Below are 14,457 nucleotides of genomic sequence, written 5' to 3'. Positions count from 1 at the left end.
GCTCCCCATGAATACTTTCTCGACGAAGACCTGGGACGAGAGCGTGGTCAGCGGTGCCGAGGACCAGCCCCGGTACGCCCACGCGCACGCCGTCATGACCTACACGGGCCTGATCGAGGGCGAGTCCTCGGTCGACTACCTGCTGTACTACTCCGGCCCCGGCTACGACGGCGCGGGCTACGCCGCACCGGGGTTCGAGCGGATCGAGGGCTCGGTCGACGGCCGCAAGGGCAGCTTCGTCATCCGGCACGAGGTAGGTTTCGACAACACCGGCATCAACGGCACGTTCACCGTGGTCGACGGCTCGGGCACCGGCGAGCTGACCGGCCTGCGGGGCACCGGCACCATCGCCGGCGCCAAGGGCGAGTGCGCGGTGCACTACACCTTCGAGCACTCCATCTAGGAGGGTCGCTTGTGGACAGGCAGCAGGTCCTCGCCTATCGGATCGCCGCGCAGGGGTTGCACCGTGAGACGGCCGATCCGCACGAACTGGCGGTGTTCGATCTCGGGGTGCAGGACAACCAGCGCGGCGGCCCGGCCATCGCGCTGGCCGCGCGCCTGTCCACCCCGGCCGTCGCCGACGACGAGCGCTTCGCCCTGCTCTGGTCGCACCGCGGCGCTCCGCACCTGCACCGGCGCGGCGATCTGAAGAAGCTGGTGGCCGGCCTGGTCCCACTGTCCGAAGTGGACGCCGAAGCCCGGATGGGGTGGCAGCGCACGCAGGTCGCCCGGGCCGGGGTCCCGGCCGCCGAGGCGCTGACGGTCGCCGCGCGGGCCCTGCGCAAGGCCGTCGGCAAGACGATGACCAAGGGCGCCGCCAGCACCGCGGTCACCAAGCTGGTGCCGGACGGCCTCTCGGTCTGGTGCCGCGGCTGCGGGGTCACGCACATCTTCGAACAGCTGATGCGCCTGGCCGCGCCGCTCGCCGGGATCGCGCTCGTGCCCGACGCGACCCCGGCCACGCTGACGCCGTTGAAGAACCGCGGCCCGGTGCCCACCAAGCTGGACGTACCGGCCGCGACCGCGGTCATGGCGGCCTACCTCCGCCTGCACGGCCCGGCCACCCACGGCGACGCGGGTGGTTTCTCCGGCACCACGGCCACCGTCGCCAAGGAGATGTGGCCGTCGGAGCTGGTGGAAGTCCAGCTGGACAAGAAGAAGCGCTACCTGCCCGCTGATTCGCTGCCCCTGCTGGAGAACCCGCCGGAACCCGACGTCGTGCGCCTGCTGCCGCCGTCGGATCCGCTGCTCCAGTCCCGGGATCGCGATCTGCTGGTGCCGGAGAAGGCACACCAGAAGGAGCTCTGGAAGATCCTCGGCAATCCGGGCGCGGTGCTCGCCGACGGGGAGATCGCCGGTGTCTGGCGCCCGAAGACCTCCGGGAAGCGGCTCACCGTCACGGTGTCCACGTTCTGGCCGCTGGCCCCGGACGTCCGGGCCCGCGTCGCCCAGGAAGCCGAAGTGGTCGCCGCCGCGCGCGGGCTCACGCTGCACACCGTGGCCTGGTCCTGACCGGGCGCGGTGGCGGACGGCCTTCGCACGTCACCTTTCGCGCGGGAGACCTCGTTCGTGCTCAGCACGCCTTCCTCGGCAGAGCCGCCGTGAGGGTGGACTGGTACCGCCGGACCACCAGCTCGGCGATCGCGGGGTGCGCGCCGAGCGGTTCCGCCACCACGGCCGCGCCCGAGTCGACCAGCCGCCGGTGGAACAAGCCGGGCGCCAGCAACCACGACGCCACCGCGACCCGGTGCCAGCGCAACGAATCCACCACCTCGGCCACGGAAGGCCTTGCGGTGGCGGCAAAACCGACACGCACCGGCACGCCCAGCCTGGCGCGCAACGCCCGCGCGGCCACCCGGACCTCGCTGAGCGCACGGGGATCACTCGAGCCGGCGGCGGCCAGCACCACCGCGTCGCCCTCGCGGTAACCCGCGTCGACCAGCCGCTGTTCGAGCACGTCGAGCAGTTCCGGCGCCGCCCCGAACGCGGGCGTGACGCTGACCGACCGGTGCCCGCTCGCCTCGACCTGCGCTGGGATGTCCGTCCGCACGTGGTACCCCGACGCCAGGAACGCGGGCACCACCACGGCGGTGCCCGGCACCTCCCTGAGCACGCTGGTCACGTCGGGCTGGAGCACGTCCGCGTAGGCGACGCGCACCTCCACGTCGACCCGCTCCCGCACCAGTTCCGCCAGCTCCGAGATCACGCGAACCCCGGCGGGTGCCCGGGTTCCGTGTGCCACCAGCACGATCAAGCGATCCCCACCTTCTCCACGGCCAGCCGGTAACCCCGCTTGACCACGGTCTGCACCAGTTTTCCCTCACCCAGCGAAGTCCGCAGCCTGCCGACCGCCGTCTCCACCGCGTGCTCGTCGCCGCCGCTGGGCAGCACGGTCATCAGCTGCCGCCGCGAGACCACCCGGCCCGGCTCCCGCGCGAGCGCCCGCAACACGGCCAGTTGCGCGGGAGCGAGCGACCGCAGTTCGCCGTCCACCACCACCGCCTGCCCGCGCAGTTCCACCTCGCGCCCGGCCACCCGCCACCGCGGCACCCGGTCCAGCAGCGCCTGCGACTGCGTGCGTGCCAGCGCGCCGATGCGCGAGCGTTCCGGTTGCACCACCGGGATCCCGAGCGCGGCGAACGGCGCGGCGGTGATCGGGCCGACGCACGCGACCACCACCCGGTGGGTCAGCGCGTCCACCAGTTCCGCGTACCGCCCGGTCCGCCTGGCCACCGCGAACATGCTCGCCGCGGCGGGCGCGCTGGTGAACGGCATCGCGTCGATCCCGCCCTCCAGCACGGAATCGAGCAGCCGCTCCAGCGGGACGGGATCGGCGGGCCCCACCCAGCGGTACACCGGGATCTCGATCACCTCGGCCCCGGCCGCGCGCAACGACTCCACGAAGAACGGCAACGGCTCACCGTGCAGCTGGACCGCCACCCGGCGCCCCTCCACCCCGGAACCGAGCAGGTGCTGCAACAACTCCGCGTTGCTCTCCGACTCCGGGGAGTACACTTCGGACAGTCCGGCGGCCCGCACCGCGCCCTTCGCCTTCGGCCCGCGGGCCATCACCGCCGCCTCACCGAGCCGCGCCAGCACGGCGTCCCCGAGGCCCCAGCCCTCGGCCGCCTCGATCCAGCCGCGGAAGCCGATGCCGGTGGTCGCCACCACCACGTCCGGTGCCTCGTCCAGCAGCCGCCGGGTGGCGGCGTGCAGTTCGGTGTCGTCGGACAGCGGCACGATCCGGATCGCCGGGCCGTACCGCACGGTGGCCCCCTTTCGCACGAACAGCGCCCCGAGCTCGTCCGCCCGGCGCGCCGCCGTGATCCCGATGGCGAAACCCGCCAGCGGTGGCAGGGCCGTCATGGCCCGCCCACCTCCACCGTGCCGTCCGCCACCCGCACCGGGTAGGCCGCCACCCGCACCTCCGGATCGTCGAGGCACTGGCCGGTGGCCAGCTCGAAGCACTGCTTGTGCATCGGCGAGGCCACCACCGGCACCCCGCCGCGGTCCCCGACGATGCCGCGCGAGAGCACCGCGGCCCCGCTGAACGGGTCCACATTGGACAACGCGTACACCCGGTCGTCCGCGCGGAAGATCGCCACCTGCGCCCCGTCCGGCAGCAGCGCGGCCACCCCGGCGCCGAGCGGCACCGATTCGAGCGGGCACACGGCCAGCCAGGTTCGCTCCTGCATCGCGGTCATCGCGCTGCCACCTCCGGGATCCCCAGTGAAACGGGCACCTTCTGCTCACGTTCGACGCGGAACGAGATGGTCGGGTCCGGCGTGCCCGGCGCGTTCACGAACGAGGTGAACCGCGCGAGCTTCTCCGGGTCCTCCAGCACGCCGCGCCATTCGTCGGCGTAGGTGTCGATGTGCTTCAGCATCGCGGCGTCCAGCTCCTCGCAGATGCCGAGGCTGTCGTTGACGATCACGTCGTGCAGGTGGTCGAGGCCGCCCTCCATCTCCTCGATCCACGGCGCGGTGCGCTGGAGCCGGTCGGCGGTGCGCACGTAGAACATCAGGAACCGGTCGATCGTGCGGAACAGCGTCTCGCTGTCCACATCGGACACCAGCAGCCGCGCGTGCCGCGGCGTGGTGCCACCGTTGCCGCCGACGTAGAGGTTCCAGCCGTTCTCCGTGGCGATCACGCCGAAGTCCTTGCCGCGGGCCTCGGCGCATTCACGGGCGCACCCGGACACCGCCGCCTTCAGCTTGTGCGGGGACCGCAGGCCGCGGTACCGCAGCTCCAGTTCCACCGCCATGCCGACGCTGTCCTGCACGCCGTACCGGCACCAGGTGGAGCCGACGCACGACTTCACCGTGCGCAGCGACTTCCCGTACGCGTGCCCCGACTCGAAGCCGGCGTCCACCAGCCGCCGCCAGATCAGCGGCAGCTGGTCCACCGTCGCGCCGAACAGGTCGATCCGCTGCCCGCCGGTGATCTTGGTGTACAGCCCGAAGTCCTCGGCCACCTCGGCGATCACCTTCAGCTTCGCCGGGGTGATCTCCCCGCCGGGGATGCGCGGCACCACCGAGTACGACCCGTTGCGCTGGATGTTCGCCAGGAACCGGTCGTTGGTGTCCTGCAGGGTGGCCTGCTCGCCGCCGAGGATGTGCCCGTTGCCGAGGGTGGCCAGGATGGAGGCCACCGCGGGCTTGCAGATCGCGCAGCCGGTGCCGGTGCCGTGCCGCCCGATCAGCTCGCCGAAGGTGGTGATCCGGGTGGCGCTGATGATCTCGAACAGTTCCGCGCGGGAGAAGGAGAAGTGCTCGCACAACGCCTTCGACTGCTCGACCCCGCACGAGTCCAGCAGCTTCGACAGCATCGGCACGCACGAACCGCAGGCCGTGCCCGCTCGCGTGCAGGCCTTGAGCTTCGGCACGTCGGTGCACTCGTGTTCGAGGATGGCGTCGGTGATCGCCGCCTTGGTCACGCCGTTGCACGAGCAGACCTGGGCGTCCGGCGGCAGCGCGTCCACGCCGACGCCCTCGCCACCACCGGACGGCGCGAGCATCGAACCCGGGGACGCGGGCAGCGCGCGGCCGACGAACGACCGCAGCATCGTGTACTGCGAGGCGTCCCCGACCAGCACCCCGCCGAGCAGCGACTTGCCGTCTTCGGAGACCACCAGCTTCTTGTAGTAGCCATCGATCGAATCGGCGAAGACCACCTCACGCGCGCCTTCGGTGGCCGCGTGCGCGTCACCGAAGCTGGCCACATCGACGCCGAGCAACTTCAGCTTGGTCGACATGTCCTGCTCGCCGAACTCGCCGTCGCCGCCGAGCAGTTGCGCCGCGACGATCTCCGCCATCGCGTACCCCGGCGCGACGATGCCGTACACGCGGTTCTCCACGGCCGCGCACTCGCCGATCGCGAAGACCGCCGGATCGCTGGTGCGGCACCGGTTGTCCACCAGCACCCCACCGCGTTCGCCGACCTCCAGCCCGCTCGACCGGGCCAGGTCGTCACGCGGGCGGATGCCCGCCGAGAACACCACCAGGTCCAGGTCCAGCTCGGTGCCGTTGGCCAGCTTGGCCAGCAGGCGGTCGCCGTCGGCCTCGATGACGCTGGCCGACGTTCCCGTGTGGACGGTCACGTCCAGCGCGGCGACCAGGTCGCGGAGCAGGCCGGCGCCACCGTCGTCCACCTGCAACGGCATCAGGCGCGGGCCCATCTCCACCACGTGGGGCGAGAGTCCCATGTCCCGCAACGCCTTCGCGGCCTCCAGGCCGAGCAGGCCACCGCCGACCACCATCGCCGACCGGCGACCTCGACCGGTCTGACCGGAAGCCCCGGCCGCCGCGCGGATGTCGTCGAGGTCCTCGATCGTCCGGTAGACGAAGCAGCCGGGCAGGTCGTGGCCGGGCACCGGCGGCACGAACGGCTTCGACCCGGTGGCCAGCACCAGCGCGTCGTAGGGCTGCTCGAACCCGGCTTCGGTGCGGACCACCCGCCGCTCGCGGTCGACCGACACCACCGGATCCCCGAGGCGCAACTCCACCATCGGGTCACCGGCGTAGTCGGAACCGGGCAGCGCCAGCAGTTCCGCGTCCCATCCGTCCACATAGGAGGTCAGTGCGACCCGGTCGTACGCCGGGCGCGACTCCTCGGCCAGCACGACCACGCGCCAGTCGCTCTCGCCCGCCCGCACCCCTTCGACCAGCCGGTGGGCGACCATGCCGTGCCCGGCGACAACCAGTGTCCGCATCACAGCTCCTTTCAGACCCCGGCCCCGGCCAACGCGGGGCTCGGCGAGCGCACGCCTTCGCGGCGCAGGTAGACGGCCCAGGTCACGCCGGCGCAGATCAGGTAGAACACGCCGAACGCGACGAACGCGGGCACCCCGCCGCCGGTACCGGCGAAGGAGGCGCGGAAGGCCAGGTTGATGAACAGCCCGCCGATCGCGCCGATCGCGCCGGCCAGGCCGATCAGCGCACCGGACAGGCGCCGCGCCCGCAGCAGTTCGGCCGTCTCGGACGCGCCGGTCTCGATGGCCGACTGCGCCTTGGCGCGGAAGATCGCCGGGATCATCTTGTAGGTGGACCCGTTGCCGATCCCGGAGAGCACGAACAACACGATGAAGGCGATGGTGAACAGCCCCAGCGACTTGGCGTTGGACGCCAGGATCGCGCCCACCGCGGCGACCGCCATCCCGCCGAAGGTCCACAGCGTCACCTTCGCGCCGCCGATCCGGTCGGCCAGCGTGCCGCCCACCGGCCGGATCAGCGAGCCGATCAGCGGGCCGAGGAAGGTCACCGCGGCGGCCTGCAGCGGGGTCCGGCCGAACTGGTTCTGCAGCACCAGGCCGAAGGCGAAGCTGTACCCGATGAACGAGCCGAAGGTGCCGATGTAGAGGAACGACATCACCCAGGTGTGCTTGTCCTTGACCACTTCGCGCATGGCCTTGGTGTCCCCGCGCACGCTGGCCAGGTTGTCCATGTACAGGTAGGCCAACAACGCGGCCAGCACGATCAGGGGCAGGTAGATGAACAGCACCAGGCGCGGGGCCATCGCCCCGGCGGTGCCGATCACCAGCAGGCCGACCAGCTGGATCGCCGCCACGCCGAGGTTGCCGCCGCCCGCGTTCAGCCCGAGCGCCCAGCCCTTGAGCCGTTCCGGGTAGAAGGTGTTGATGTTGGTCATGGACGAGGCGAAGTTGCCGCCGCCGACCCCGCCGAGCGCGGCGACCAGCAGGAAGGTGCCCAGCGAGGTGCCCGGCTCCATCACGATCGCGGCCAGCGTGGTCGGCACCACCAGCAGCGCCGCGCTGATCACCGTCCAGTTGCGACCGCCGAACCTGGCCACCGCGAAGGTGTACGGCAACCGCATCAGCCCGCCGACCACGGTCGGGGTGGACACCAGCAGGAACTTGTCCGCTGCCGAGAAGCCGTACTCCGGCCCCATGAACAGCACCATCACCGACCAGAGCGTCCAGATGGAGAAGCCGACGTGCTCGGCGAAGATGGAGAACCACAGGTTGCGCCGGGCCACCCGCTTGCCGGTGGACTCCCAGAACTCCGCGTTCTCCGGTTCCCAGTGCTGGATCCAGGGTTTCGTGCGCATGTAGTGCCTTTCGCCGTTCAGGAGGTTTCGGCCAGCCAGCCGGCGATGCCCCGGACGGCATCGGCACAGCCACCACAGCCGGTGGTCGCTCTGGTCGCCGCGGCCAGCGCGGGTACGTCGGTGGCCCCCGCCCGCCACTGCTCGACCAGCCGCCCCTTGGTCACCGAGTTGCAGCGGCAGACCACCGCGGAGGCGGGCAGGTTGGCCGGGTTCACCGACGGTGCCGCCGCTTCGCCCGGTCCGGGCAGCGCGCGGCCGAGCAGCAGCGCGAGCTTGTCCTCGGGCAGCCGGGCACCGCGGTCGTAGAGCTGGGTGAGGTTCGCCGCCGCGTCGGGCAGGCCGAGCACGATCGCCCCGGCCACCTTTTCCTCACGCACCAGCAGTTTCGCGTACCGGCCCCGGCTCGAGTCCGACACGCTGAGCACTTCGGCCCCGGCGGCGTCGGTGTCCCCGAACGCCGCCAGGTCCACCCCGCGCGCCTTGAGCCGGGTCACCACCGGGGTGCCGCGGTAGCGGGTGGCGGTGTTCTCTCCGGTGACCAGATCGGCCACCACGGCCGCCTGTTCCCAGGCGGGTTGCACCAGTCCGGACACCGTGCCCGGGTGCTGGGCGCAGTCCCCGATGGCGAACACCCGCCCGTCGCTGGTGCGCAGGGAGTCGTCGACGAGCACGCCGCGGTCGACGGCCAGTCCGGCTTCACGGGCGAGCGCGGTGTCCGCGCGGACCCCCGCCGAGACCACCACCAGATCCGCCTGGACGTACGAACCGTCGTCCAGTTTGAGCCCGTCGCCGGGCAGGTACCGCGCCGCCGTCGCGCCGAGCTTGAACTCGATGCCCATCCCTCGCAGGGTTTCCGCGAGCACCCGGCCGCCTTCCGGGTCGAGCTGGCGTTCCATCAGGTGCCCGACCGGGTGCACCACGGTGACCAGGTTGCCGCGCCCGGCCAGGCCGCGGGCGGCCTCCAGGCCGAGCAGCCCGCCGCCGAGCACCGCCACCGGCGCGCCCACCCCGGCCGCGTCGAGAATGCGTTCGCAGTCGGCCAGGGTCCGGAACGGGACCACCCCCGGCGACGGCTCACCGGTTTCCGTGGTCAGCCCCTCGACCGGCGGCAGCCACGGCGCGGCACCGGTGGCCAGCACCAGCGCGTCGTAGTCCACTGTGGACCCGTCGGCCAGTTCGACCCGGCGGGCCGCCCGGTCGATCCGCGCCACCGCGGTGCCCACCCGGAGGTCGACGTCGTTCTCCTTGGCCCACTCGTTGTCGTGCAGCCACACCGATTCCGGGCGCATGGTGCCGGCGACCACGCCGGAGAGCAGCACGCGGTTGTAGGCGGGGTAGGACTCCGCGCCGATCACGGTCAGCGAAACCCGGGCACCGGCCGGGTCGCGGCGCCGGATTTCCTCGGCCACCCTGGCCCCGGCCATGCCGTAGCCGATCACCACCACTTCGCGGGTCATCGCGCACCCGCCAGCCGGACCGCGCACACCTTGAACTCCGGCATGCGGCTGGTCGGGTCGAGCGCGGGATTGGTGAGCAGGTTCGCCCGCTGCGCGCCGGGGAAGTGGAAGGGCAGGAACACCAGGTCGGGCCGCATCGAGGCGACGCAGCGGACGCGGGCCTTCACCGCACCGCGCCGGGATTCGACCTCGGCCCAGTCGCCGTCGGCCAGCCCGGCCCGCGCGGCGGTGTCGGGGTGCACCTCGACGAAGGCCTCGGGCACCGCGTCGGTCAGCTCCTCGACCAGCCTGGTCTGCGCCCCCGACTGGTAGTGCTGGAGCACGCGGCCGGTGGTGGCCTGCAAGGGGAATTCGGCGTCGGTCGGCTCGGCGGGGCCGCGGTGGTCGACCGGGTGGAACCGCGCCCGGCCGTCGGCGTGCGCGAAGCGGTCGAGGAACACGCGCGGGGAACCGGGGTGGTCCCGCTCGGGAACCGGCCAGTGCAGCCGTTCCCCGGCGCGCAGCCGGTCGTAGCTCACCCCGGAGTAGTCGGCGAGGCCGCCCTTCGAGGCGGCGCGGAGTTCGTCGAAGACGGTTTCGGCGTCCACCGGGAACCGGCCGTCGGGTTGCCCGAGCCTGCTCGCCAGGCCGGACAGCACGTCGAGATCGGTGCGGACGCCTTCGGGCGGATCGATCGCGCGGCGGCGCAACAGCACCCGCCCCTCGATGTTGGTCATCGTGCCCTCCTCCTCGGCCCACTGCGTGATGGGCAGCACAACGTCGGCGAGCGCGGCCGTTTCGGACAGCACCAGATCGGCGACCACCAGGAAGTCCAGTGCGGCCAGCCGATCCGCGACCCGCGCCGACCGCGGCGCGGACACCAGCACGTTGCTGCCGAAGACCAGCAGCCCGCGCGGGCCGTTCACGGTGCCCAGCGCGTCCAGCAGTTCGTAGGCCGAGCGACCGGGACCGGGCAGCGATTCCGGTGCCACGCCCCACACCCCGGCCACGTGCGCCCGCGCGGCCGGGTCGTCGATGCGCCGGTACCCGGGCAGCTGGTCGGCCTTCTGCCCGTGCTCGCGGCCGCCCTGCCCGTTGCCCTGCCCGGTCAGGCAGCCGAAACCCGAGCCGGCGCGGCCGGGAAGGCCCAGTGCCAGCGCGAGGTTGATCCACGCGCTGACCATGTCGGCGCCGCTGGCGTGCTGCTCGGTACCGCGTGCGGTGAGGACGTAGGCGTTGCGCGCGTTCGCCAGCCGGGCGGCGACCGCGCGCTGGTCGGCGGCCGAGACCCCGGTGATCCGCTCCACGCGTTCCGGCCACCACGCCGCCGCGATCCGCCACACCGCTTCGAAACCGGTCGTTCGCTCGTCCACATAGGACTGATTGAGCAGGCCGTCGGCGACCACCGCGTGCAGGATGCCCAGTGCCAGCGCCAGATCGGTGCCGGGAGCCGGTTGCAGGTGCAGTTCGGCCAGTTCGGCGGTCGCCGTGCGCCGGGGGTCGACCACGATCAGGCCGCGCTTGAGGTACCGCGCGAACGGCGGCATGGTCTCGGCCGGGTTCGAGCCGACGAGCAGGATCGCGTCCGCCTCCGCGAGGTCCTCCAGCGGGAACGGCAGTCCGCGGTCGAGGCCGAACGCGCGCATCCCGGCGGCGGCCGCCGAGGACATGCAGAACCGTCCGTTGTAGTCGACCTGCGAGGTGCCGAGCGCCACGCGGGCGAACTTCCCCAGCAGGTACGCCTTTTCGTTGGTCAGCCCGCCACCGCCGAACACCGCGTTCGCGTCCGCGCCGTACTCGTGCTTCAACTCCGCCAACCGGGTGGCGACCAGGTCGAGCGCCGCGTCCCAGCTCGCCGGGCGGAGTTCGCCGTCGACCCGGATCAGCGGGGTGGTCAGGCGCGCCGGGGACCGCAGCAGGCTGCCCGCGGTCCAGCCCTTCTGGCAGAGCCCGCCGTCGGCCGCCGGCGCGGTTTCGGTGCCGCGCACCGCCATCGCGCACTGCAGCGCGCAGTACGGGCAGTGCGTCGCAGTGCTGGTCACCGGCTCGCTGATCGCGGTCATCGGCCTCCTTCCGCCGGTCTCGACGGTAAGGAGCGCTTGTTACTCGAAAACGACCGAATGTTTCAGGCGTTTGACATTGCCCGGACGATCACGGCGGTGAGGCGGTGAAGTTCCGGAGTTTCAGAGCAGCGCGCTGACCTCACGGGCGGCCACGCGCAGGCCATCCAGTGAGGACGGGGTGAACTCGGCGTCCAGCGCGATGATCGCCAGCCGGAACAGTGTGGCGCGCAACACAAGCTGGGGCCACTCGGGCAGATGTGCCCACCGCTGCAGGAGTTGCGGGTCGGCGCCGCCCCAGGCGAGCGCGTCCACGGTGGCCACCGCGGCGCCCCATTCCGCGGGCCGGAAGTACGGCTCGAAGTCGACGATGCCGGGCGGCTCGTCGCCGTCGAAGAGGACGCGGCCGAACAACTCGCCGTGCACGAGCTGGTCCGGCCCGTGCACCGGGCGGCGCGCCCCGGCGAGCACCTCGAACCAGCCGCCGCCCTTCCGCTCGTCGAGCTCCGGCTCGGCCTCTTCCCAGGCCATCCGGTCGGCGACGGCGTACACGTCGCGGCGCCCGGCCAGGAAGTCCGGCCGGGGCTCGGCCGCGGTCGCCTGGTGCAGCTTCACCGCAGCCAGCACCAGTTCGTCGTACCGCGGCTGCGGCGTGCCGGAGATGAACCGGCACGCCGTCCAGCCGGCCACGATCGACCGGCCGTCGGTGGACCGGACCGGCCGGGCGACCCGCACGTCGGGCAGCGTGATGCGCTCCATCGTGCGGGCCTGCCACAGCGTTCGCGCGCGGTCGTGCACCGGCTTGAGCACCAGGTCACCGCACCGCCAGCCCAGTCCGGACGGCATCGGCTCCGGGTCGGCGCCCTTCGCCCCGAACGCCGCCATGGCGTGCGGCGGCGGGGGCTGGCGTCTCGGGGCCGGTGCGGTCACACCCCGCACGCTATCGCGCCCGGGCTGGGGATCAAGGGATCCTTAGTAGGTCGGCAGGCTCGGGTCGACCTGGCGCGCCCACGCGAGCACACCGCCACCGACGTGCGTGGCGTCCTTGAAGCCCGCCTGGTGCAACGCCGCCAGCGCCTCCGCCGAGCGCGCGCCCGACTTGCAGTGCAGCACGATCGGCTTGTCCTGCGGCAGTTCGGCCAGCGCCTCGCCGGAGAGGATCCGGTCCTTCGGGATCAGCTTCGCGCCCTTGATGTTCACGATCTCGTACTCGTGCGGCTCGCGGACGTCGATCAGCTCGAAGTTGTCGCCGTTGTCGAACTTGGCCTTCAGCTCCGCCGCGGTGATCGTGCTGTTCGACGCGGCCTGCTGCGCCTCGTCGGAGACCACCCCGCAGAACGCCTCGTAGTCGATCAGCTCGGTGATCTTCGGCGTGTCCGGGTCCTTGCGGATCTTGACCTCGCGGTACCGCATCTCCAGCGCGTCGTAGCTGATCAGGCGGCCGAGCAGCGGCTCACCGATGCCGGTGATCAGCTTGATCGCCTCGTTCACCATGATCGAGCCGATCGAGGCGCACAGCACGCCGAGCACCCCGCCCTCGGCGCACGAGGGCACCATGCCGGGGGGCGGCGGCTCGGGGTAGAGGTCGCGGTAGTTCAGCCCCTTGCCGTTCGGCGCGTCCTCCCAGAACACGCTGACCTGGCCCTCGAACCGGAAGATCGAGCCCCAGACGTACGGCTTGCCGAGGATCACCGCGGCGTCGTTGACCAGGTAGCGGGTGGCGAAGTTGTCCGTCCCGTCGACGATCAGGTCGTAGTCGCGGAAGATGTCCAGCGCGTTCGAGCTCTCCAGCCGCTCGGTGTGCAGGTGGACCTTCACGTTGGGGTTGGTCTCGGCCAGCGACTCCTGCGCGGAGGCGGCCTTCAGCTTGCCCACGTCGCTCTGCCCGTGGATCACCTGGCGCTGCAGGTTCGACTCGTCGACCACGTCGAAGTCGACGATGCCCAGCGTGCCGACCCCGGCCGCGGCCAGGTACAGCAGGGCCGGGCTGCCCAGCCCACCGGCGCCGATGACCAGCACCTTGGCGTTCTTGAGCCGCTTCTGCCCGTCCATCCCGACATCCGGGATGATCAGGTGCCGGCTGTAGCGGGCCACCTCGTCCTTGGTGAGCTCGGCGGCCGGCTCGACGAGCGGCGGCAGCGTGCCTGACATCGTGGTGGACCTCCATACTTCGCGCGGAGTTGCTTCGCGTACCAGTATCACTAACGCACGAATCCGGCGCGGTCTTCCCCGCGTCCACCTGATGGGACGGGGTGGCGGGCTCAGCCCGCCTGCGCTCCGGGGTTCGGGTAGCTGTTCGGCTTGCAGACCTTGCCGTCGGCGGGCACCGAGTTCCGGTCGCCACCGGGCACGTTGTTCAGCTTGGCCACGTAGTCGTTGGCCACGCCGAAGCTCTGCTGCATCATCACCGGGGCCAGGTCGCCGTCCTTGCCGCAGCCGATGTGGCCGTGGCCCAGCGCGTGCCCGACCTCGTGGTTGATCGCGTACTCGCGGTAGGCGAGCAGGTCGGAGCTGAACGCCTTGGCGCCGCGCACCCAGCGGGCGAGGTTGATCACCACCTGCTTGGTGTCGCCCTTGCGGCACGAGGCCTCGTACGGGATGGACGAGCCGCACACCTGCTTCGCGGTGTCCGAAGTGGTCAGCGCGACCTTGAAGTCGGCCGACGGGTCGCTGTTGTCCACCCGCTGCAGCCGCAGCTGCCCGCTGCCCGCCCAGCCGCGCGGGTCCTCGGACAGGATGCCCTGCACGGTGTTCGCGAAGGTGTCCTCACCGCCGATGTCGTCCGGCGGGATGCCGTCCTCGATTTCGATCGTGTACTTCCACAGCTTGCCGCCGCTGCCGTACGGCTCCGACTTGCCGGGCACCACGTGCCAGGTGCCCTCGCCCTTCTGCGCGTAGGGCTTGCCCTCCGGCAGGTCGGCGGTCGGGATGTTCAGGTCGTTCTGCGGGGCGGGCAGCTCGGCACCGGCGGGCGCGGCCTCGCCCTCGCCGTTGGTCCCGGGGCCCTCCCCGGCCAGCGTGGTCGAGCCCTGCTCCACCGGGGGCGTCTCCGGCGGGCTGGTCGCCGTGTCGAAGACCACCAGCGCGGTCACCACCGCCAGCACCGGCAGCGCGTACACGCGCCAGCCGTAGGTCTTGGTCAGCTTGCCGACCTTGCCGCGCTTCGGCGCGGGCTCCGGCTCCTCCTCGCGGGGGCGCCACGACGCGCTCAGCGGTTCCGCGGCGGTGCGCCGGGACCCCGGGCGGTAACGCTCTTCACCGGCGCGAACGGCTCGTCCGCTGCCCGTGTGGTAGCTGCCGTAGCGGTCGGAGCGACGGGCCGACGAGGAGTGCGGCGACCGTTCACCGCCGCCTCGCGCGCCATTCGTCACCCGGTTCGCCACGCGTCCAGGGTG

12 protein-coding genes are annotated in these 14,457 nt (G+C 72.0%); 2 read left to right on the top strand and 10 right to left on the bottom strand.

Annotated elements, in window-relative coordinates; genetic code table 11:
* Nucleotides 1-7: 7 nt before the first annotated feature.
* Both JYK18_RS17840 and JYK18_RS17835 read left to right on the top strand, forming a co-directional pair.
* Nucleotides 8-403 (top strand): DUF3224 domain-containing protein, encoded by a 396-nt coding sequence (locus JYK18_RS17840; RefSeq protein ID WP_206803107.1) that lies wholly within the window; start codon nt 8-10, stop codon nt 401-403.
* An 11-nt stretch (nt 404-414) separates the two neighbouring features.
* Nucleotides 415-1,512: a winged helix DNA-binding domain-containing protein gene (locus JYK18_RS17835; RefSeq protein ID WP_206803106.1), complete on the top strand. Its 1,098-nt coding sequence runs from the start codon at nt 415-417 to the stop codon at nt 1,510-1,512.
* 61 nt (nt 1,513-1,573) lie between these two features.
* Here JYK18_RS17835 and JYK18_RS17830 read toward each other — a convergent pair whose 3' ends face one another.
* From JYK18_RS17830 to JYK18_RS48010, 10 genes are all read right to left on the bottom strand, one after another.
* Nucleotides 1,574-2,248 carry a sirohydrochlorin chelatase gene (locus tag JYK18_RS17830; RefSeq protein WP_307796011.1) on the bottom strand — a complete coding sequence of 225 codons (675 nt, stop codon included), beginning with the start codon at nt 2,246-2,248 and terminating at the stop codon, nt 1,574-1,576.
* Nucleotides 2,249-2,250: 2 nt separating this feature from the next.
* Complete coding sequence (locus tag JYK18_RS17825; protein WP_206803104.1) at nt 2,251-3,366, bottom strand: uroporphyrinogen-III synthase; 1,116 nt, start codon at nt 3,364-3,366, stop codon at nt 2,251-2,253.
* Entirely contained in the window at nt 3,363-3,704 is a 342-nt protein-coding gene (gene nirD / locus JYK18_RS17820) for a nitrite reductase small subunit NirD (RefSeq protein WP_206803103.1), read from the bottom strand. Before nirD ends, JYK18_RS17825 begins: the two co-directional genes overlap by 4 nt.
* Nucleotides 3,701-6,211 (bottom strand): nitrite reductase large subunit NirB, encoded by a 2,511-nt coding sequence (nirB, locus tag JYK18_RS17815; protein WP_206803102.1) that lies wholly within the window; start codon nt 6,209-6,211, stop codon nt 3,701-3,703. The genes nirD and nirB overlap by 4 nt, the downstream gene beginning before the upstream one ends.
* A gap of 11 nt (nt 6,212-6,222) precedes the next feature.
* A complete protein-coding gene (locus JYK18_RS17810) occupies nt 6,223-7,566 on the bottom strand; it encodes a NarK/NasA family nitrate transporter (protein ID WP_206803101.1) in 1,344 nt (447 codons plus the stop codon).
* Between the two features lie 17 nt (nt 7,567-7,583).
* Nucleotides 7,584-9,023 (bottom strand): FAD-dependent oxidoreductase, encoded by a 1,440-nt coding sequence (locus tag JYK18_RS17805; protein WP_206803100.1) that lies wholly within the window; start codon nt 9,021-9,023, stop codon nt 7,584-7,586.
* The gene (locus JYK18_RS17800; protein ID WP_206803099.1) at nt 9,020-11,065 is read right to left on the bottom strand and encodes a molybdopterin oxidoreductase family protein; all 2,046 of its coding nucleotides are present in this window, start codon (nt 11,063-11,065) and stop codon (nt 9,020-9,022) included. The genes JYK18_RS17805 and JYK18_RS17800 overlap by 4 nt, the downstream gene beginning before the upstream one ends.
* Nucleotides 11,066-11,185: 120 nt before the next feature.
* The gene (locus tag JYK18_RS17795; RefSeq protein WP_307795941.1) at nt 11,186-11,992 is read right to left on the bottom strand and encodes a TIGR02569 family protein; all 807 of its coding nucleotides are present in this window, start codon (nt 11,990-11,992) and stop codon (nt 11,186-11,188) included.
* Nucleotides 11,993-12,034: 42 nt separating this feature from the next.
* Entirely contained in the window at nt 12,035-13,213 is a 1,179-nt protein-coding gene (moeZ, locus tag JYK18_RS17790) for an adenylyltransferase/sulfurtransferase MoeZ (RefSeq protein ID WP_206803098.1), read from the bottom strand.
* Between the two features lie 110 nt (nt 13,214-13,323).
* On the bottom strand, nt 13,324-14,445 hold the full coding sequence (locus JYK18_RS48010; RefSeq protein WP_206803097.1) for a DUF3152 domain-containing protein: 1,122 nt from the start codon (nt 14,443-14,445) through the stop codon (nt 13,324-13,326).
* Nucleotides 14,446-14,457 lie beyond the last annotated feature (12 nt).

This window comes from Amycolatopsis sp. 195334CR (assembly GCF_017309385.1).
Lineage (GTDB): Bacteria > Actinomycetota > Actinomycetes > Mycobacteriales > Pseudonocardiaceae > Amycolatopsis.
This window is presented reverse-complemented; position numbering and strand designations above follow the sequence as displayed.

What these genes read in the sequence shown, in the direction of transcription:
- JYK18_RS17840 (WP_206803107.1), top strand. Translation starts at nt 8, where the DNA reads ATGAATACTTTCTCGACGAAGACCTGGGACGAGAGCGTGGTCAGCGGT.
- JYK18_RS17825 (WP_206803104.1), bottom strand. Translation starts at nt 3,366, where the DNA reads ATGACGGCCCTGCCACCGCTGGCGGGTTTCGCCATCGGGATCACGGCG.
- nirD (WP_206803103.1), bottom strand. Translation starts at nt 3,704, where the DNA reads ATGACCGCGATGCAGGAGCGAACCTGGCTGGCCGTGTGCCCGCTCGAA.
- nirB (WP_206803102.1), bottom strand. Translation starts at nt 6,211, where the DNA reads ATGCGGACACTGGTTGTCGCCGGGCACGGCATGGTCGCCCACCGGCTG.
- JYK18_RS17810 (WP_206803101.1), bottom strand. Translation starts at nt 7,566, where the DNA reads ATGCGCACGAAACCCTGGATCCAGCACTGGGAACCGGAGAACGCGGAG.
- JYK18_RS17805 (WP_206803100.1), bottom strand. Translation starts at nt 9,023, where the DNA reads ATGACCCGCGAAGTGGTGGTGATCGGCTACGGCATGGCCGGGGCCAGG.
- JYK18_RS17800 (WP_206803099.1), bottom strand. Translation starts at nt 11,065, where the DNA reads ATGACCGCGATCAGCGAGCCGGTGACCAGCACTGCGACGCACTGCCCG.
- moeZ (WP_206803098.1), bottom strand. Translation starts at nt 13,213, where the DNA reads ATGTCAGGCACGCTGCCGCCGCTCGTCGAGCCGGCCGCCGAGCTCACC.